Raw genomic sequence first — 18071 nt, forward strand, 5'->3', positions numbered from 1 at the left:
CGGCTCCCGCCGTCCGACGCTCCGCCTCCACCTCCGAACCCCACAGGGGACGCCCATGACCACGAGCTCCGATGTGATCGACGACGCCCCGCGGGCGAACGACGACGGCACTCCGCTGCCCGCCGCCACGCTGGGCGGCGAGAAGAAGGGGTCGCTGGAACAGCTCACACTGCTCCTCTTCATCACCGTCCCGTTCCTCGCCCTGGTCGCGGCGGTGCCGCTGGCCTGGAGCTGGGGCGGGGTGAGCTGGCTGGACCTCGGCCTGCTCGTGTTCTTCTACTACCTCGGCTGCCACGGCGTGACGATCGGCTACCACCGGTACTTCACGCACGGCTCGTTCAAGGCGAAGCGCCCGCTGCGGATCGCCATCGCCATCGCCGGGTCGATGGCCGTCGAGGGTCCGCTGGTGCGCTGGGTCGCCGACCACCGCAAGCACCACAAGTTCTCCGACGCCGAGGGCGACCCGCATTCGCCGTGGCGCTACGGCGAGACGGTGCCGGCCCTGATCAAGGGCCTGTGGTGGGCGCACATCGCGTGGATGTTCGACGAGGAGCGCACCCCGCAGGACAAGTACGCGCCCGACCTGATCAAGGACAAGGCGATCCGGACGATCTCCCGCCACTTCATCTACTGGACGATGCTGTCGCTCGCGCTGCCGGCGCTGATCGGCGGACTGGCGACGATGTCCTGGTGGGGCGCGTTCACCGGCTTCTTCTGGGGCTCGCTGGTGCGGGTCGCGCTGCTGCACCACGTGACCTGGTCGATCAACTCGATCTGCCACGCGGTCGGCAAGCGCCCCTTCAAGTCCCGGGACCGCTCGGGCAACGTGTGGTGGCTGGCGATCCTGTCCTGCGGCGAGTCCTGGCACAACCTGCACCACGCCGACCCGACCTCCGCGCGGCACGGTGTGATGCGCGGCCAGCTGGATTCCTCGGCCCGGATCATCCGCTGGTGCGAGCAGCTCGGCTGGGCCTATGACGTGCGCTGGCCGTCACGCTCGCGTATCGATTCGCGCCGTATCTCCGGTACGGACGGCTCTCAGCCCCGGAAGGAGTCGGCGGAGGCGGCATGATTGACGCCGTGGCGACCGATCCCAGCAGTACCCCGAGCAACGAGAAGCCCCGACGCGCGCGCCGCACCCGGATGACGGGAGCGGAACGCCGGGCGCAGTTGCTCGAGGTCGGTCGCACGCTCTTCGCGACGAAGGGCTTCGAGGCCACGTCGGTGGAGGAGATCGCGGCGAAGGCCGGGGTCTCCAAGCCGGTGGTCTACGAGCACTTCGGCGGCAAGGAGGGCCTGTACGCGGTGGTGGTGGACCGCGAGATGCGCCGCCTGCTGGACATGGTGACCAGCTCGCTGACCGCCGGCCACCCCCGCGAGCTGTGCGAACAGGCGGCCTTCGCCCTCCTCGACTACATCGAGGAGTACACGGACGGCTTCCGCATCCTGGTCCGCGACTCCCCCATCCCCCAGTCCACCGGGTCCTTCGCGTCCCTGATCTCGGACATCGCGACGCAGGTCGAGGACATCCTGGGCCGCGAGTTCAAGAGCCGGGGCTTCGACGCGAAGCTGGCCCCGCTCTACGCCCAGGCCCTCGTCGGCATGGTCGCCCTGACCGGCCAGTGGTGGCTGGACGTCCGCCGCCCGAAGAAGGCCGAGGTCGCCGCGCATCTGGTGAACCTGGCCTGGCACGGGCTGGACGGCCTGGAGGCGAAGCCCCGGCTGATAGGGCACCGCAAGAGCTGAAGCCGTAGCGCACGCAAGAGGGGCCGCTGCCGTCCGGCAGGGGCCCCTCACCGCTTCCGGCGTCAGCGCTTGAACGCGTCCTTCGCCTTCTCCTTGGCCTGGCGAGCGTCTCCCTTGGACTTCTCGGCCTGGCCCTTGGCCTTCATGGTCTCGTTTCCCACCGCACGGCCCACGGTCTCCTTGGCCTTGCCCTTGGCCTGTTCCTTCTTGGCCTTGGCCTTCTCGTCCTTTGCCACGGTTCATCACTCCCGGTCGGTTCGGAACTAGGAACTCGGCGCCACCGACCGGGTAGCCGCGATACCGGAGGGCAAACACGGCTCAGCCCGTCGGCTCCAGGAACTCCAGCCGGTTCCCCACCGGATCCTCGGAGTAGAAACGCCGGTGCCCCGGCAGATCGTGGTCCCAAGTGACGGACGCCCCAAGGGACTTCAGCCGCGCCGCGTACGCCTCGATGCCGGTCACCCGAAGCCCGGGATGCGCCTTCCTGGCCGGGCGAAAGTGACATTTTCCGCCTTCGGCGGGGGCGTCCTCGATCCCCAGGTGCAGCCGCACCGTCCCGGCCGCGAACCAGCACCCGCCCCGCGCGGCCAGCACGGGCGGCTTCGGGAGCTCGGTCATCCCGAGGACGTCGACGTAGTACCGCCGCAGCGCGTCCTCGGAGCCCGGCGGGGCCGCCAGCTGCACGTGGTCCACGGCCTCGAGCATCCCTCACGCCTCCTTGCGGGCCACCGCGAACAGCCGGCGGAACGGGAGGACCGTGCCGTAGGCCTTCGTCGGGTACGCCTCGCGGAGCAGGTCGCGGTACTCGGCGACGAAGGCGTCCCGTGCCTCGGGGTCGTCGGCCAGGGCCGTCAGGACCGGGCGCAGGCCCGTGCCCTTGACCCAGTCGAGGACCGGGTCCTCGCCGGGGAGGATGTGCTGGTACGTCGTCTGCCAGACGTCGGGGGCGCAGCCCAGCCGGGCCAGGTGGTCGAGGTAGACGCCGGGGCCGTGGACCGAGTCCTCGCGGCGCAGGACCTCGCCCAGGCGGGGCTTCCAGCGGGCGGTGCCGGCCAGTTCGCGCATCAGGGCGTGCAGGGGGGCGTCGATGTTGTCCGGGACCTGGAAGGCGAAGGTGCCGCCGGGGGCCAGCGCGGTGACCCAGTCGCCGAACCGGTCCAGGTGACCCGGCACCCACTGCAGCGCCGCGTTCGACACGATCAGGTCGTACGTCTGGGCCGGTGTCCACTCCGTCGCGTCCGCGTGGGCGAAGTCGAGGCGGCCGCCGCCGGGGGTGGGACCGGCGTGGGCCTCGGTCCTGGCGAGCATCTCGGGCGAGTTGTCGTAGCCGGTGATGTGCGCGGTGGGCCAGCGGTCGGCGAGGACGGTGGTCACGTTGCCCGGGCCGCAGCCGAGGTCGGCGATGCGGGGCGCGGCGGCGGGGAGGTCGCCGACGCGGGCGAGCAGGTCCGCGAACGGACGGGCGCGGTGGCCGGCGTGGCGCAGGTACTGAGCGGGGTCCCAAGTCGTCATGCCTCCACCTTCCCCGCCCACATATCTTGATGTCAAGAGACTCCTCACCGAGAGGCTTGATATCAAGAGACTTCATGTCGACACAACCACTACACTGATCGTCATGGAGGACGAGGTCGATCGGCTTGTCGCAGCGTGGCGCCGGGAGCGCCCCGACCTCGACGTGGAGCCACTCGAAGTGCTCAGCCGGGTGAGCAGGCTGGCCCGGCATCTGGACCGGGCCAGGCGGCTGGCGTTCGCCGAGCACAGCCTGGAGCCCTGGGAGTTCGACGTGCTGACGGCGCTCAGGCGCGCGGGCAGCCCCTACCAGCTCTCCCCCGGCCAGCTGCTGACGCAGACCCTGGTGACGTCCGGCACGATGACGAACCGTATCGACCGGCTCGCGCAGAAGGGTCTCGTCGAGCGGCTCCCCGACCCCAGCGACCGCCGGGGCGTACTGGTCCGGCTCACCGAGGAGGGCCAGGACCGCGCGGACCAGGCCCTGGCCGGACTGCTGGCGCAGGAGCGCGCGATCCTCGCGGAACTCTCCCGCGCCCAGCGGGGCGAACTGGCGGGCCTGCTACGCCAGTTGACCGCCCCGTTCGACAACATCCCCGGTTAGGTCGACGGGACCGACCCCCGCACGCCGCGCCAGCGCGACCGCCGCGAGGGTGGAGTGGACGCCCAGCTTGCCGAGCACGTTTTGCATATGCGTCCGGACCGTGTGCGGCGAGAGGAACAGTCGCTCGGCGACCGCCTTGCGCCCCAAGCCGGCCACCATGCAGCGCAGCACCTCGCGCTCACGCGGGGTCAGCGACTCCACCAGGCGCTCGCTCTCGGTGCGGTGCTTGCGCGCGGCCGTCAACTCCCGCAGGACGCCGGTCAGCAGAGCCGGCGGCAGATGTGTCTCGTCGCGCAGGACACCTCGTATGACGGTTAAAAGCCTGGACAGCGAGCAGTCCTTGGCGACCCAGCCGGAAGCCCCCGCCTGCAGCGCAAGCGCGGCCCGGCGCGGATCGTCCTTCTCGGCCAGCACGACCATCCGCACGCTCGGCTGGGCCGAACGGACCCCGGCGACCAGGGAGATCCCGTCCACCAGCCCGTCCTCGTTGCCCGCCTGAACAGGGACGGCGGGCCGGACGCCCGGGACATTGCCGCCCAGATCGGCGTCCACGAGCAGGACGTCGAACTTGCGGCCCTCCGCGTTCGCGCGCTCCATGCAGCGCAGCGCGGCCGGACCGCTGCCGGCCGCGGAGACGTCGACATCGGGCTCGGCCGCCAGTGCCGCGGCGAGCGATTCGGCGAAGATGCGATGGTCGTCGACGACCAGGACTCGGATGCGAACCACGAAACCCCCTTCCCCAGGCTCCTGGTGGAGCAGGGGATACCTCGTCGTCGGGAGACGAAGCGATGATTGCGGGTACGACGCCCGGGAGCGGTCCGCGTCGCACGGCCGCCGCCGTGCAGACACTGTTACCCCCACATCGGGCGTCGTACCCGACTTGTCTCGCCCCCTGATCGGCACCGGCCCCCACCGGTGCTGCTCACAGCGTACGGCCGGGGCGCGATAGCGGAACCCAATTTGCAGAACTGACTGTCCGGCGCGTTTATGGTGAGCCGCATGTTTCGTATTGAGACGGAAGTCGACAGAGAGCGACGCGATCTGCTCCGCGCCCGGCTGCTCGAAACCAACACGGCCGCGTCGCCGGTGCTCCGCGCGCTGCGCGGCACCCCTCGCGAACGTGAAGTACCGCTCCACGTCTGGGCGTTGGACGCCGTCGGTGATCTCGCGGGCGGCCTGGTCGGGCACAGCTGGGCGGACTGGCTGCATGTGACGTACCTGTGGATCGACGGCCAGCACCGCGGCACCGGGCTCGGCTCACGGCTGCTCGACGAGGCGGAGCGGATCGCCCGCGAGGAGCGCGGCTGCGGGGCGTCCCGCCTGGAGACCTGGGACTTCCAGGCGCCGGGGTTCTACCAGAAGCGGGGATACGAGGTGGTGAGCGTGATCCCGGACTATCCGCCGGGGATCACCGAGTACACCCTCACCAAGAACCTGAGGTGAGGACGGCTGTGGGATCTCTGTGAACCGGTGACCCCGGTCGGCGAATTGGCCGGTTCCCGCCGCGCGTCGGAATCGGGCGCCGCGGGCCGACGCGGGTCCTCTAAAGTCCCTGGCCGTGACATCCACTTCAGCCACCACCGCCGAGCGTCCGGGACCGACATCACTGTGGCGTGAGCCCGCGTTCGTGCTGCTCGCGAGCGCCCGGACCGTGTCCGTGCTGGGCAACGGCTTCGCCGCCGTCGCCCTCGCCTTCGCGGTCCTCGCCCTCCCCGGAGCGAGCCCCGGCCGGCTCTCGCTCGTGCTGGCCTGCCAGGCGCTGCCGCAGCTGATGTTCATCCTGGCGGGCGGGGTCATCGCGGACCGCATGTCACGCGCCCGGCTGATGGCGCTCGCGGAGCTGATGGGCGCGGTGGCGTACACGGGCCTGGCCGCGCTGGTGCTGTCCGGGCACGCGCCGCTGCCCGCGATGTGCGTGCTGGCGGTGGCGGCCGGCACGGCCTCGGCCCTGTTCCTCCCGGCGATGGACGGCATCGTCCCGCTGATCGTCTCCGGCGAACGCCTCCAGCAGGCCAACGGTCTGCTGCGGGTGGGCACCAACAGCGCCCGGCTGCTGGGCCTCGCGCTGTCGGGTGTGACGGTGGCCCTGGTGGGAGCGGGCTGGGCGCTCGCGCTGAACGCCGCGTCCTTCGTCGTCAGCGCGGCCCTCACCGTCCGCCTCCCGGTCGCCGCACGCCCGCCCAGGAAATCCACCGGCTGGGCCGATCTCCGGGAGGGCTGGCGGGAGTTCGCGTCCCGCCAGTGGCTGTGGGCCGTGGTGGCCCAGTGGTCGATCGTGATCGCCGCGCTCAACGCGAACGTGGGAGTCCTCGGCCCGCTGACCGCCGAGCACTACCTCGGCGGTGCCCGCGCCTGGTCGGTCATCGTCGCCGCGCAGGCCCTGGGCACGATCGCGGGCGCGGGCCTGGCCGCCCGGGTCCGGGTCCGTCGCCCGATCCTGGTGGCCGTCCTCGCCACCTTCCCCGCGGCCGTCCCGATCGCCCTCCTCGCGGTCCGCGCCCCGGTCTGGCTGATCGCCGCCGCGATGTTCACCGCCGGGATCTCCAACGACGTCTTCGGCGTCCTGTGGGCCACCACCATCCACCGCGAGATCCCCGAGGAGTCCCTCTCCCGCGTCAGCTCCTACGACGGCTTCGGCTCCCTCGCCCTCGCCCCGCTGGGCCTGCTCGTCGCGGGCCCGCTCGCGGCGACCGTCGGCCTGGGCCACACCCTCGCGGGCTGCGCGTCCCTGATCGTCCTCGCCACGCTCGGAGCGCTGCTGGCTCCGGGGGTACGGGAGCTGCGCGCGACGCACTGACCAGGGGGCGGGGCGGTGGGCAGCCGACGACCGTCACAACCGGCAACGGCGGTACGGGAAGCGGCGGTTGCACCCGGATCCGGCCGGTGAACGAAGACGCCCCGGCTGCCCGGGGCGTCTTCTCGAGCGATCCGTCAGCTCAGGCGTCGCGCGCCCGCCGAAGGCACCGCCGGGAACACGCGCGGCGCGGTGTAGCCCGCGGTCGCGAAGGCCTCCTCGATCGCCTTCGTGACCGTGTCCGTGTCGTCGGCCTCGACGAGGACGATCGCCGAGCCGCCGAAGCCGCCGCCGGTCATACGGGCGCCCAGGGCACCCGCGCCGACCGCGGTGTCGACGACGAGGTCCAACTCCGGGCAGGAGATGCGCAGATCGTCGCGGAGGGAGATGTGGCCCTCGGTGAGGACCGGGCCGATCGCGCGTACCTCGCCCGCGTCGAGCAGGCCGATGACCTGGTCGACGCGGTGGTCGTCGGAGACGACGTGGCGGACGTAGCGCTGGATCCGTTCGTCCGACAGACGGGCCAGCGACGACTCCAGGTCCTCGTACGCCACGTCCCGCAGGAACGGCACGCCCAGCTGCCGCGCGCCCTCCTCGCAGCCCTCGCGGCGCTCCGCGTACTCGCCGTCGCCCAGCGCGTGCTTCACGCGGGAGTCGACGACCAGCAGCGAGAGGCCCTCCGACGCGAGGTCGAAGGGGATCTGACGGATCGACAGGTCCCGGCAGTCGAGGTGCAGCGCGTGGCCGTCCTCGCAGCAGGCCGAGGCCGTCTGGTCCATGATGCCGCAGGGCACGCCGACGAAGTCGTTCTCCGCGCGCTGCGAGAAACGGGCCAACTCCTGCCCGGACAGGCCGAGTTCGAAGAGGTCGTTGAGCGCGAGCGCCGTGACGACCTCAAGCGCCGCCGACGACGAGAGGCCCGCGCCCGTCGGGACCGTGGACGACAAGTGGATGTCCGCACCGGTCACTTCGTGCCCCGCCTCGCGCAGCACCCACACCACGCCCGCCGGGTACGCGGCCCAGCTGGTGTTCGTGCGCGGGGCGAGTGTCTCGACATGCAGCTCCACGACGGGACCCTCGATGTCCGCCGAGTGCAGGCGCAGGACACCGTCCGTACGGCGGGACACCGCCGCCACCGCCGTGTGCGGCAGGGCGAGCGGCATCACGAAGCCCTCGTTGAAGTCGGTGTACTCGCCGATCAGGTTGACCCGGCCCGGCGCGGCCCAGACGCCCTCGGGAGCCGTCCCGTACAGCTCCCCGAAGCCCTCGCGTACACCCACGTGCGATCCCCTAGCCCTTCGATCAGTTCGATACGTTCTGCGCGAACGCCCACGCGTCCGCGACGATGCCCGCGAGATCCGCGCGGGACGGGTTCCAGCCGAGGCGCTCCTTGGCCCGGGTCGCCGACGCCACCAGGGTCGCCGGGTCGCCGCCGCGGCGCGGGGCCACGACCTCGGGGATCGGGTGCCCGGTGACCTGACGCACCGTCTCGATGACCTGGCGGACGGAGAAGCCCTCGCCGTTGCCCAGGTTGCAGATCAGGTGCTCGCCCGGGGTGGCGGCCTTCAGCGCGAGCAGGTGCGCGTCGGCCAGGTCCGCGACGTGGATGTAGTCGCGGACGCAGGTGCCGTCCGGCGTCGGGTAGTCGTCGCCGTAGACGGAGATCGCGTCGCGCTTGCCCTGGGCGACCTGGAGGACGAGCGGGATGAGGTGCGACTCGGGCTGGTGGCGCTCGCCGCAACTGCCGTACGCCCCGGCCACGTTGAAGTAGCGCAGCGAGACCGCGCCGAGGCCGTGGGCCTGCGCCTCGCTGGTGATCATGAAGTCGACCGACAGCTTCGACGCGCCGTAGGGGTTCGTCGGGGAGGTGCGGGCGGTCTCGACGATCGGGACCTCGTCGGGCTCGCCGTAGGTGGCGGCCGTGGAGGAGAAGACGAGCTTGCGGACGCCGGCCTCGCGCATCGCGGCGAGGAGGGCCATCGAGCCGCCGACGTTGTTGTCCCAGTACTTCTCGGGCTTCACGACGGACTCGCCGACCTGGGAGAACGCGGCGAAGTGGAGGACGGCGTCGTAGGAGGAGTCGAGCCACTTGGCCGCGTCCCTGATGTCGCCCTCGATGAAGGAAGCACCCGCCGGCACGCCCTCACGGAACCCCGTCGAGAGGTTGTCCAGGACGGTGACCTCGTGGCCCGCCTCCAGCAGGTGCTGGGCGACCACGCTGCCCACGTAACCCGCTCCGCCCGTGACCAGGTACTTACCGCTCATCAACTCGCTACCTCTCGCAGTCGCTCGGCCGCGCGCTCCGGCGGCACGTCGTTGATGAACACGCTCATGCCGGACTCGGAACCCGCGAGGAACTTCAGCTTGCCGGACGTACGGCGAATGGTGAAAAGCTCGAGGTGGAGCGCGAAGTCGTCGCGGCTCACCCCGTCGAACTCCTCCAGCGTGCCGAACGGCGCCTGGTGCCAGGCGGAGATGTACGGCGTCGGAGGCTCGCCCTCACCGAAGATCCGGTCGAAGCGCCTCAAGAGTTCCAGATAGACCTTGGGGAACTCTGTGCGCGCCGCCTCGTCGAGCCCGAGCAGGTCCGGCACCCGGCGCTTCGGGTACAGGTGGACCTCGTAGGGCCAGTGCGCGGCGTACGGCACGAAGGCCGCCCAGTGTTCACCCTCAAGGACGACCCGCTCACCGGCGAGTTCGCTCTCCAGGACCGAGTCGAAGAGGTTCTCCCCGCCGGTCGCCTCCTTGTGTGCCGCAAGTGAACGCAGCATCAGAGACGTGCGGGGGGTGGTGAAGGGGTAGGCGTAGATCTGGCCGTGAGGATGACCGAGCGTCACACCGATCTCCTCGCCCCGGTTCTCGAAACAGAAGACCTGCTCGACGGAGGGTAGATGCGACAGTTCCGACGTCCGGTCGGTCCACGCGTCGAGGACGAGGCGCGCCTGCTCCTCCGTCAGCGAGGCGAAGGACGCGTCGTGGTCGGAGGTGAAGCAGACCACCTCGCAGCGCCCGGAGTCGCCGGCCAGCGAGGGGAAACGGTTCTCGAAGACCGCGACGTCGTACGACGAGTCCGGGATCTCGCTGAGCCGGTCGCCGGTCGTCGGGCAGAGCGGGCACTGGTCGGCCGGCGGGTGGTAGGTGCGGCCCTGGCGGTGCGAGGCGATGGCCACCGCGTCGCCGAGCAGCACGTCCCGCCGTACCTCCGAAGTGGTGACCGTGCGCTCCAGCGGGCGTCGGTCCACCGCGTCGCGCACGGTGTCGTCCCGCAGGTCGTAGTAGATGAGCTCACGACCGTCGGCCAACCGGGTCGAGGTCTTCTTCACGCCGGGCTCTCCATCCGTACGTACATCCACGCTTCACACATAACCCAACACAGAACCAAACACATCAAACCACAAATCCCCCCAGCCGTCACCATCACAATCAAACAAAGAACACCAGACTGAGTACATCAACCGCACCGATCAAGGAAACCCGTAAGACCACCTGCCAACCCCTACCAAGGTGAGCGCTTGATGCAGAACCCCACCTCTCTCGCCGCCGAGCTGCGACTCCCCACCAACGGGCTGGACTACGCGATCCTGGCGATCTACTTCGTGGTCGTCCTCGGCATCGGCCTGGCCGCCCGCAGATCGGTGAAGACGAGCCTCGACTTCTTCCTCTCCGGGCGCTCCCTGCCCGCCTGGATCACCGGTCTCGCCTTCATCTCGGCCAACCTGGCCGCGACCGAGATCCTCGGCATGGCCGCCAACAGCGCCCAGTACGGCGCCTACACCGTCCACTGGTACTGGATCGGCGCCATCCCCGCCATGGTCTTCCTCGGCCTGGTGATGATGCCCTTCTACTACGGCTCGAAAGTGCGCTCGGTCCCCGAGTTCCTGCTGCTGCGCTTCGACAAGGCGGCACACCTGCTGAGTTCGATCCTGTTCGCCTTCGCCGCCATCCTGATCGCGGGCGTGAACCTCTACGCCCTCGCGATCGTCGTCGAGGCGCTGCTGGGGTGGCCTCAGTGGGTGGCGATCGTGGTCGCCGGCGCCTTCGTCCTCGCGTACATCACCCTCGGCGGACTGTCGTCGGCGATCTACAACGAAGTGCTCCAGTTCTTCGTCATCCTCGCGGCGCTGATCCCGATCTCCTTCCTCGGCCTGAAGAAGGTCGGCGGCTGGGACGGGCTGACCCACAAGCTCGACGCGGCCCACGGCCACAACTTCACCACCGCGTGGGGCGGCACGGGCATCGGCAGCGTGAACCCGCTGGGCGCGAACTGGCTGACCATCGTGCTCGGCCTCGGCTTCGTGCTGTCCTTCGGCTACTGGACGACCAACTTCGCCGAGGTCCAGCGCGCGCTGTCCGCGAAGAACCTGTCCGCGGCCCAGCGCACCCCGCTGATCGCCGCGTACCCGAAGGTCTTCATCGTGTTCCTCGTGATGATCCCGGGCCTGGTCGCCGCGGCGCTCGTCCCGAAGATCGGCACCAGCGGCTCGGACCTCCAGTACAACGACGCGATTCCGTACCTGATGCAGGAGTTGCTGCCCAACGGCGTCCTCGGTATCGCGGTGACCGGACTCCTCGCGGCCTTCATGGCGGGCATGGCGGCCAACGTGTCGTCCTTCAACACCGTGTTCACCAACGACATCTGGGCCAAGTACGTGGTGAAGGACCGCGAGGACGAGTACTACGTCCGCTTCGGCCGCCTGATCACGGTGATCGGCGTGGCGGCGTCGGTGGGCACGGCCTTCCTGGCCTCGTCCTTCTCCAACATCATGAGCTACCTCCAGACGCTGTTCTCCTTCTTCAACGTGCCGATGTTCGTCGTCTTCATCGTCGGCATGTTCTGGAAGAAGGCCACCCCGAAGTCCGGCTTCTGGGGCCTGCTCGCGGGCACGGTCACCGCGATGGTGAACTACTTCTGGATCTACAAGCAGGGGATCATCTCCATCCCCTCCGACCAGGGCGCCAACTTCGTCTCCGCGATCGCCGGCTTCGTCGCCGGCGCGGTGGTCATGTTCGCCGTCTCCCTCTTCACCCAGCCCAAGCCGGCCGAACAGCTCCAGGGCCTGGTCTACGGCACGACCAGCCCCGGCATGACCGAGGCACCGGCCGCGGGCGACGACGCGTGGTACCGCCGGCCCGCCCTCCTCGGCTGGGGCGCGGTCATCCTGGCCGCCGTCTGCTACATCCCGTTCTCGTTCTAGCCGCGGAAGGATAGAGAAACCCCATGTCTGAAAACTCCGGACACCCCGGAAACCCCGGAACCCCCGACCACTCCGGGCGCTCCGAACACGACGTCCACCGCGAAGTCACCGACCTGGAGACCAAGTCCACGACGGCGTCCCGCCTCTTCGACCTCCGGCTGATCATCGGCGGCCTGTTCGTCGTCTACGGCATCATCGTCACGATCGCCGGCATCAGCCCGTCCCAGTCCACGCTGGACAAGGCCGAGGGCGTCAACATCAACCTCTGGACCGGCATCGCGATGCTGCTCCTCGGCATCTTCTTCCTGGGCTGGCTGAAGCTCCGCCCCGTACCTCCGGTGGAGATCGAGCCCACGGAGGAGAAAGAGGGGGTTTAGGCCGCGCGCCGGGCGCGGGTGAACTGTGGCTGATCGCGCCCGCGCGACGGAGCCGCACATGTCACAGCCCCGCGCCCCTTGGGGTAATTGGGCTGGCCGTGTTGGTCAGTTGCCTGGGGTCCAGGGGTCGTCACAGGTCCCTGGGCCCGGTTGTTCGGGGTGGAGGGATTCTCGGACGCAGCGTTGTAGGCCTGTTTCGTTGGAGCCGGCGGCTGCCGACAGCCAGGGCAGGGTGTCCATGGTGTGGGCGCGGGCGTCGGTGGTGAGGGTGTCGGTGAGGGTGCGCAGGTCGGTGGGGGCGGGTTCGTCGGTGAGGCAGAGCCAGCCGATCGCTGCGGCCAGTCGGGCCTCGGGCATCTCCGTCCGGTCCCGCCAGCGCTCTCTCATCCACGTGGTGGTCTGCGCGTTGGGGTGGGCGCGGGTGGCTTCGGCGGTGGCGAGGATCAGGGCGGCCCGGACCAGCGGGTCCTGCTCAGTGGCGAGCCGAATGCCGAAGGCGGCGCGGATCTTGCCGTCTGTGTCGTCGGCGACCGCCAAGGCGTAGGCGGTGCGGACTCGGATCACGGGGTCCGGGTCGTCGAGCAGGGGTTGCAGAAGGGCGGTGCCGGCGCTGATCGCGGACCGAGCCGCGGCGACCGACCAGCCCGCCGGGTAGCCGGTCACCTCAATGCCGTAGTCGTCGTAGTCGTCGGAGAGCGCATCGTGCCGGATGTCACCGCGATGCAGCAGCAGTTGGTCACGGGAGGCGACGCCGAAATGGCGGGCGCGCGCCGGGCAGGGGACCTCGGCCAGCGCGTCGGCACGGCGGGCGTGACGGGTGTCGGCGGCGATCCGGATCAGGAACGGTACGGCGAGCACGGCGGCGGCCCGCATGTCGTTGGCGCACATACCGACCACCACACCCGTTCCGGTGCGACCGGACGAGTCGCCGGTGTGCAGCAGGTGGACTGCCTCCCTGACCTGGTCCCCCTGCGGGAAGCGTTCCCAGGGAATCTCACCGAGCAGGAATCCGTCCTTGGCCTCCGGCCGGATGCCGGCCACCACCGCCCGCACGTCGAACGGCCCGCCCGCGAACGAGGACAACTCGGCCCCGTCCGCCAGCTCCCGGCACATCGCGAACGTCGGATCGGTCCGCCAGTGGCTCACGTCCCCTGCCCCTAGGCGTCCGACCCCGCCGAGTTGCTCAGTGGGCCCGCCCTGTCCAGCAGTCCTGTCCTCGCTGCCAGTGCTGCCGCCTCCAGCCTCGAACCCACCCCCAGTTTCATCAGCACCCTCTGGACGTGGGTCCGGGCTGTCGATGGGGCGATGCCCATGCCCGCTGCGATGAGGCGGGTGTCCTCGCCGTCTGCGACTCTGACCAGGACTTCCACCTCCCTTGGGGTGAGCATTTGGAGGAGGCGTTGGCCCTCGTCGTCTGGTTGGGCGGCTGGGTTGAGGAGTTCGCTGAAGGCGCCCTGGAGCAGTTGGGGGGCTACCGCCGCCTCGCCCGCCCTGGCTTTCATGATGGCCCGTTCCACGCCCTCGATGCGTTCGTCGTGGCGGACGTAGCCCGAGGCGCCGGCCGCGAAGGCCGCCGCGATTCCCCGGGGGCTCGGGACCGGGCCCAGGACCAGGACGGCCACCTGCGGGCGTTCCCGTTTGATTTTCAGCACCGGGTCGAAGATGCCCGGTTCGGCCGGTGTCGCCGTGCCGAGCAGGCACACCTCGGGGGCGCGGGTGATCACCAACTCCGCCGCCCCAGCCGCCGGTGCGGCCGCCGCCAGCACCCGGTGTCCCCGCAGCTTCAGTGCCGAGGCCAGTGCCTCGGCGAGCAATCGGTGGTCGTCGACCACCATCAGCCGCACTCCCATCGAGCAACCCCCCAGTCCCCCCAATGGATGCCCACTATGGATGCCCACCGGTCCCCACGAACAGAGGGCCCCCAGCACCCCCGTCCTTCATGCCCCCGGAAGCTACACGCTTGTTCGACGTTGCGCTGCCCCTACTGGAGAGAAGTGCCCCGGATCGACTGACTTTTTCGCATTCCTCGCATTCGGGGCTGTTGAGCGGTACGACCCCGGCCCCGTCCCTGAGCAGGGGCGGGGCCGGGGTCGTGGACGCGGTCGGGTCAGCCGGTGGTGCCGAACGCGATCGCCAGGTCCTTGTCGCCCGTCGAGGACGTCGAGGCCTTGTCCGCGTAGACCGCCGACATGTAGAGGTGGCCCTCCGCGTAGAGGATCTCCGCGTAGTCCGGCAGGAAGGTGGTCTCCGCCTCCCGTGTCTTCTCCGCGCTGGGGTTCTCCAGCAGCTTGGTCTCCTTGAAGGAGGTGCCGTCGATGCTGACGATCTGGCCGCCCTTGTTGTAGGGCGGGGACTTGTACGCGATGACGTTGGTGCCGTCCATGCGCAGCGGGGTGATGGTGTAGCCGTCGCCCGCGTCGGCGCGCTGGCCGGTCTGCTTGCCGCTGGCGAGGTCGAAGGCGACGATCTCGTTGGTCTGGCTGTAGGAGTCGCCGGACCCGTCGTGGTCCTCGGTGGGGATGTACAACCGGTCGTTGCCCACGGCCAGTTCGGTGCAGTACTCGACCCGGGTGATGCCGTCGCAGCGGGCCGCGTACTGCTTGCCCGGCGCCGAGATGTGCGAGCGCAGCGCGCCGGTCTTGTTGTCGATGGAGAAGAAGTCCGAAATGCCGCTGCCGTCGCCCGCGCTGTCGCCGACGTCGGCCGCGACGACCAGCGGGTCGGTCGACACGATGCTCGCGTACTCGATGCCCTGGGCCATCTTGTAGTCGGAGATCACCTTCCCGGAGACCGGGTCGATGGTCTGGATGTGCAGGATCGGCGAGTCGTACGTCCCGCACCGGCGCACCGCGACCAGCTTCGCGCCGCCGCCGTATCCGGCGTCGTAGCAGTCGGCGACCTTCGGGCTCCACAGGACCTTGCCGGTGGAGATGTCGAAGGCGGCGCCGCCGTCGGTGCTGCCCACGGCGACGGTGTTCGCGCTGACGGTGACGTTCTCGAAACTGATCGGCTGGTCACCGGAGTTGGCGGTCTTCGTCCACAGCTTGGTGCCCGCGTTGAGGTCGATCGCGGCGATCTGGCTGCAGCCGTGCGAGGGCTTGTCCTTGGTCGGCATGGCGGGCTCGTAGAGGATCGCCGTCTTGCCGTCGGTGGTGGTGTGCTTCGTGGCCTGGCAGACCGGGCCGGGCAGTTTGATCGTCCACTGCTTGGCGCCGGTGTCGCGGTTGTAGCCGACGACCTCGGCGCTGCCGGTCTTGGCGTACACCTTGTCGGTGAGCCAGGAGCCGGAGGTCACCATGGTGTCGGCGACCTTGGGCATGGGGACCTCGAAGAGGACCTTGGACGCGGCGTCGGCGGGCACCTTCTCCTTGCCGCCGGACGTGGTGCCGCCCTTGTCGTTCGTGCCGCCGGTGGTGCCGCTGGAGCTGGCGGTCTTCTTCGTGTCGTCGTCCTTCTTGCCGGACGAGGACGCGTACCAGATCCCGCCGCCGACGATGAGCGCGATCGCGACGACCGCGGCGGTGATGATCACCGCGGGCGCCCCGAACTTCCGCCCGCCGCCGCCCGGTTGGCCCGGCTGCGGGTGCAGCGGCATGGTCGCCGGCTGCCCGGGATAGCCGTAACCCGGCTGCTGGCCGTAGGGGTTGGGCTGCTGACCGTACGGCGGCTGCGGCTGCTGCGCGTACGGGTTCGGCTGCTGGCCCGGGTAGCCGTAGCCCGGCGGCGGGGCCTGCGGGGGTCCCTGGGGCGGCTGCGGAGGCTGCTGCTGGGGCTGCTGGGGATAGCCGTAGACCGGCGGCTGCTGGGGCGGGGGAGCCTGCGGGTAGCCGTAGCCCGGCGGGGTCTGGGGCGGCTGCTGCGGGGGCTGGTCCTGGGGTGGGCCGAAGCCGCCCTTGGGGGGTTCGTTCGGCGGGGGCGGCGGGGGCGTGGTCATGACGAGTACCTCGGGGAGGACGGCGGGACGGGGAGAAGTCGGGGTCTCACTTGCCGTACGCGAGCATCAACTTCTCCTTCGTGTCGTCATTGCCGTTCAGCCGGGTCGACGAGATGTAGAAGCGTCCGTCGACGTAGTCGATGTCCCGGGAGAAGAAGCTCGACTCGATCCGCGCGGTGCCCGCGGGCATCTGCAGCAGCTTCGTCGTCGGGTGCGAGGAGCCCGCCGTGGGGAGGGACACGATCTGGCCGCCCCCGTCGTACGACGCCTCGACGTAGGCGATGAGCTTGCCGCCCTGGACCTTGACCGGGACCATCGACACGGCCGCGGGCGACTTGACGCGCCACTTCTCCTTGCCGGTGGCCAGGTTGATCGCCACGATCTGGTTGGCGCCGGTCGTCGCTTCCGTCGGCAGGTACAGGGTGTCCGCGGCGACCGCGACGCCCTGGCAGCCCTGGAGGTCGCTGTCGAGGAACGACGAACTGCACGTCGGCGCGAACGCGGCCTTGGAGTCGACCTGCGAGCGGACCGAACCGTCGGCCTTCAGCGTCGAGATGTTCCAGTGCTTGTGGTCCGAGTCGGTCATGTAGAGGACGACCGGGTCCACCGAGTACGTGCGGGAGACCGACCACCCCTTGGGGATCGACTTGGTCCACTTGGCCTTGCCGGTCGCCGGGTCCAGCTCCTGCACCTCGTCGTGCTCGTTCGAGGTGCTCGCGCCGCAGGACGCCACCGAGATCAGCTTCGTGCCGCCCGCGAACGCGGACGGGAAGCAGGCCGCGCCGTACTTCTTCTTCTCGAAGAGCTTCTTGCCGGTGTCCACGTCGTAGGCGATCCCCGACTCCGAGCGGCCCACCATCAGCGTCCTGCCGGAGATGGACAGCCCGACGCTGATCGCGCTGTCGAAGAGACCGCCGTCCGGGACGGTCCCCGACCAGCCCTTCGCGCCGGTGCCGAGGTCGATCTGCTGGAGCTGGTTGCACTTGGCGTTGTCGCTGACACCGCTCTCGTACGCCACGACGATCTTGCCGTCGGCCGACTTCGCCGGGGTGACCGCGCAGATCTTCTGCGGGAAGGTGACCGTGGGCCAGGTCGGCTTGCCGTTGCTCACGTCGTAGGCGACGAGTTCCTTGTACGCCGCCTTCACCGCGGTCCTGCCGGTGATCCACATGCCGGGGGCGTCGGCGCCGGAACCGGGCGCGTCCGGCGCCTCCTTGTACCAGAGCACCTTCGCCTCGCCGGACTTGCGGCCCGCGTTGAGGTCCTCGGAGTCGCTGCCGCCGTCGCCGCTGCCGTCACCGGGGTTGACCGGGTCGTCGCTGGCGCTGTCGCCGGAGGGCGTCGGGCTGTCGCTCTTCTGGGCGACCGGCTTCTTGTCGTCGCCGCCACCGCTGGTGGCCGCCCACACCGTGCCGCCGACCACCAGCAGCCCCGCCACCGCGGCCGCGATCACCAGCGCCGGGCGCCCCTTGAAGGGGTTGCGGGAGCCGCCGCCCGGAGGTGGCGGCGGGGTGAACTGCGGCGGCGGGTAGCCGTAACCGGGCTGCTGACCGTACGGCCCCGGCTGCTGCGGCTGACCGTACGGACCGGGCTGCGGCTGCGGCTGGCCGTACGGCCCCGGCTGCTGCTGCGGCTGTTGCGGATAGCCGTAGGGACCGGGTTGTTGCTGTTGCGGATAGCCGTAGCCGGGCTGGGGCGGGACCGGGGCGCCGAAGCCGCCGGACGGTGGCTGTGGCGGCTGGTTCGGCGGCGCTCCGTAACCGCCGGACGGCGGCTGTTCGGGCGGCTGAGTCATCAGCGGTTCCCCCTCGTTCACTGATTTTTAGCCACGCCCCGAGGCTTGCGAGGGCCCGGAGTCGTATTCAGACGGTGTTCGACAGTTCTCAGTCGGCTCTTTCTATCACTGAGCTGT

Annotated in this window: 18 protein-coding genes; 7 read left to right on the forward strand and 11 right to left on the reverse strand. The window is 70.0% G+C overall.

Translation table 11 applies throughout. The annotated features are described in order from the left end of the window. The first annotated feature begins 55 nt into the window (after positions 1-55). Both OHT77_RS19310 and OHT77_RS19315 read left to right on the forward strand, forming a co-directional pair. Positions 56-1072, forward strand: a complete 1017-nt coding sequence (locus tag OHT77_RS19310) for an acyl-CoA desaturase (protein ID WP_328829757.1) — start codon at positions 56-58, stop codon at positions 1070-1072. Beyond that, complete coding sequence (locus OHT77_RS19315) at positions 1069-1746, forward strand: TetR/AcrR family transcriptional regulator (RefSeq protein ID WP_266771507.1); 678 nt, start codon at positions 1069-1071, stop codon at positions 1744-1746. Before OHT77_RS19310 ends, OHT77_RS19315 begins: the two co-directional genes overlap by 4 nt. A 62-nt stretch (positions 1747-1808) precedes the next feature. Here the strand turns inward: OHT77_RS19315 and OHT77_RS19320 are convergent, their stop codons facing one another. The 3 genes from OHT77_RS19320 to OHT77_RS19330 all read right to left on the reverse strand — a co-directional run bounded on the left by OHT77_RS19320 (position 1809) and on the right by OHT77_RS19330 (position 3258). Beyond that, on the reverse strand, positions 1809-1982 hold the full coding sequence (locus OHT77_RS19320) for a CsbD family protein (protein ID WP_078652648.1): 174 nt from the start codon (positions 1980-1982) through the stop codon (positions 1809-1811). Positions 1983-2064: 82 nt separating this feature from the next. Then, the gene (locus tag OHT77_RS19325; protein WP_328829758.1) at positions 2065-2451 is read right to left on the reverse strand and encodes a VOC family protein; all 387 of its coding nucleotides are present in this window, start codon (positions 2449-2451) and stop codon (positions 2065-2067) included. 3 nt (positions 2452-2454) lie between these two features. After that, positions 2455-3258: a trans-aconitate 2-methyltransferase gene (locus OHT77_RS19330; protein ID WP_328829759.1), complete on the reverse strand. Its 804-nt coding sequence runs from the start codon at positions 3256-3258 to the stop codon at positions 2455-2457. Between the two features lie 103 nt (positions 3259-3361). Here OHT77_RS19330 and OHT77_RS19335 point away from each other — a divergent pair, with 103 nt between their 5' ends. After that, positions 3362-3859, forward strand: coding sequence for a MarR family winged helix-turn-helix transcriptional regulator (locus OHT77_RS19335; protein WP_019064646.1), 498 nt, complete (start codon positions 3362-3364; stop codon positions 3857-3859). Here the strand turns inward: OHT77_RS19335 and OHT77_RS19340 are convergent. After that, positions 3818-4585 carry a response regulator transcription factor gene (locus tag OHT77_RS19340; protein ID WP_328829760.1) on the reverse strand — a complete coding sequence of 256 codons (768 nt, stop codon included), beginning with the start codon at positions 4583-4585 and terminating at the stop codon, positions 3818-3820. The two genes, OHT77_RS19335 and OHT77_RS19340, sit on opposite strands and share 42 nt — an antisense overlap. Before the next feature lie 261 nt (positions 4586-4846). On the opposite strand from OHT77_RS19340, the gene OHT77_RS19345 reads away from it, so the two are divergent. Together OHT77_RS19345 and OHT77_RS19350 are read left to right on the forward strand one after the other, a co-directional pair. Beyond that, entirely contained in the window at positions 4847-5302 is a 456-nt protein-coding gene (locus OHT77_RS19345) for a GNAT family N-acetyltransferase (RefSeq protein ID WP_328829761.1), read from the forward strand. 115 nt (positions 5303-5417) lie between these two features. Beyond that, on the forward strand, positions 5418-6656 hold the full coding sequence (locus OHT77_RS19350) for an MFS transporter (protein ID WP_328829762.1): 1239 nt from the start codon (positions 5418-5420) through the stop codon (positions 6654-6656). 134 nt (positions 6657-6790) lie between these two features. Here OHT77_RS19350 and galK read toward each other — a convergent pair whose 3' ends face one another. Genes galK through galT form a run of 3 tightly spaced genes read right to left on the reverse strand, consistent with a single transcriptional unit; the run spans position 6791 to position 9976 of the window. Then, on the reverse strand, positions 6791-7933 hold the full coding sequence (galK, locus tag OHT77_RS19355; RefSeq protein ID WP_328829763.1) for a galactokinase: 1143 nt from the start codon (positions 7931-7933) through the stop codon (positions 6791-6793). A gap of 22 nt (positions 7934-7955) precedes the next feature. After that, positions 7956-8918 (reverse strand): UDP-glucose 4-epimerase GalE, encoded by a 963-nt coding sequence (galE, locus tag OHT77_RS19360; protein WP_266771494.1) that lies wholly within the window; start codon positions 8916-8918, stop codon positions 7956-7958. Beyond that, on the reverse strand, positions 8918-9976 hold the full coding sequence (gene galT / locus OHT77_RS19365; protein WP_266771492.1) for a galactose-1-phosphate uridylyltransferase: 1059 nt from the start codon (positions 9974-9976) through the stop codon (positions 8918-8920). Before galT ends, galE begins: the two co-directional genes overlap by 1 nt. Positions 9977-10168: 192 nt before the next feature. On the opposite strand from galT, the gene OHT77_RS19370 reads away from it, so the two are divergent. Both OHT77_RS19370 and OHT77_RS19375 read left to right on the forward strand, forming a co-directional pair. Then, positions 10169-11848: a sodium:solute symporter family protein gene (locus tag OHT77_RS19370; protein ID WP_328829764.1), complete on the forward strand. Its 1680-nt coding sequence runs from the start codon at positions 10169-10171 to the stop codon at positions 11846-11848. 23 nt (positions 11849-11871) lie between these two features. Continuing rightward, positions 11872-12225, forward strand: coding sequence for a hypothetical protein (locus OHT77_RS19375; protein WP_328829765.1), 354 nt, complete (start codon positions 11872-11874; stop codon positions 12223-12225). A gap of 105 nt (positions 12226-12330) precedes the next feature. Here the strand turns inward: OHT77_RS19375 and OHT77_RS19380 are convergent, their stop codons facing one another. From OHT77_RS19380 to OHT77_RS19395, 4 genes are all read right to left on the reverse strand, one after another. Beyond that, complete coding sequence (locus tag OHT77_RS19380; protein ID WP_328829766.1) at positions 12331-13371, reverse strand: hypothetical protein; 1041 nt, start codon at positions 13369-13371, stop codon at positions 12331-12333. An 11-nt stretch (positions 13372-13382) separates the two neighbouring features. Beyond that, positions 13383-14075 (reverse strand): helix-turn-helix transcriptional regulator, encoded by a 693-nt coding sequence (locus OHT77_RS19385; RefSeq protein WP_328829767.1) that lies wholly within the window; start codon positions 14073-14075, stop codon positions 13383-13385. 257 nt (positions 14076-14332) lie between these two features. Next, on the reverse strand, positions 14333-16159 hold the full coding sequence (locus tag OHT77_RS19390) for an outer membrane protein assembly factor BamB family protein (RefSeq protein ID WP_328829768.1): 1827 nt from the start codon (positions 16157-16159) through the stop codon (positions 14333-14335). Positions 16160-16205: 46 nt separating this feature from the next. Next, the gene (locus OHT77_RS19395; protein ID WP_328829770.1) at positions 16206-17954 is read right to left on the reverse strand and encodes an outer membrane protein assembly factor BamB family protein; all 1749 of its coding nucleotides are present in this window, start codon (positions 17952-17954) and stop codon (positions 16206-16208) included. Positions 17955-18071: the final 117 nt, after the last annotated feature.

Source organism: Streptomyces sp. NBC_00252 (genome assembly GCF_036187565.1).
Taxonomy (GTDB): Bacteria; Actinomycetota; Actinomycetes; order Streptomycetales; family Streptomycetaceae; genus Streptomyces.

Coding starts and splice junctions, on each gene's coding strand:
- OHT77_RS19375 (WP_328829765.1), top strand. CDS start 11,872: ATGTCTGAAAACTCCGGACACCCCGGAAACCCCGGAACCCCCGACCAC.
- OHT77_RS19395 (WP_328829770.1), bottom strand. CDS start 17,954: ATGACTCAGCCGCCCGAACAGCCGCCGTCCGGCGGTTACGGAGCGCCG.
- OHT77_RS19310 (WP_328829757.1), top strand. CDS start 56: ATGACCACGAGCTCCGATGTGATCGACGACGCCCCGCGGGCGAACGAC.
- OHT77_RS19385 (WP_328829767.1), bottom strand. CDS start 14,075: ATGGGAGTGCGGCTGATGGTGGTCGACGACCACCGATTGCTCGCCGAG.
- OHT77_RS19315 (WP_266771507.1), top strand. CDS start 1,069: ATGATTGACGCCGTGGCGACCGATCCCAGCAGTACCCCGAGCAACGAG.
- OHT77_RS19335 (WP_019064646.1), top strand. CDS start 3,362: ATGGAGGACGAGGTCGATCGGCTTGTCGCAGCGTGGCGCCGGGAGCGC.
- OHT77_RS19345 (WP_328829761.1), top strand. CDS start 4,847: ATGGTGAGCCGCATGTTTCGTATTGAGACGGAAGTCGACAGAGAGCGA.
- OHT77_RS19325 (WP_328829758.1), bottom strand. CDS start 2,451: ATGCTCGAGGCCGTGGACCACGTGCAGCTGGCGGCCCCGCCGGGCTCC.
- OHT77_RS19370 (WP_328829764.1), top strand. CDS start 10,169: ATGCAGAACCCCACCTCTCTCGCCGCCGAGCTGCGACTCCCCACCAAC.
- galE (WP_266771494.1), bottom strand. CDS start 8,918: ATGAGCGGTAAGTACCTGGTCACGGGCGGAGCGGGTTACGTGGGCAGC.
- OHT77_RS19330 (WP_328829759.1), bottom strand. CDS start 3,258: ATGACGACTTGGGACCCCGCTCAGTACCTGCGCCACGCCGGCCACCGC.
- OHT77_RS19390 (WP_328829768.1), bottom strand. CDS start 16,159: ATGACCACGCCCCCGCCGCCCCCGCCGAACGAACCCCCCAAGGGCGGC.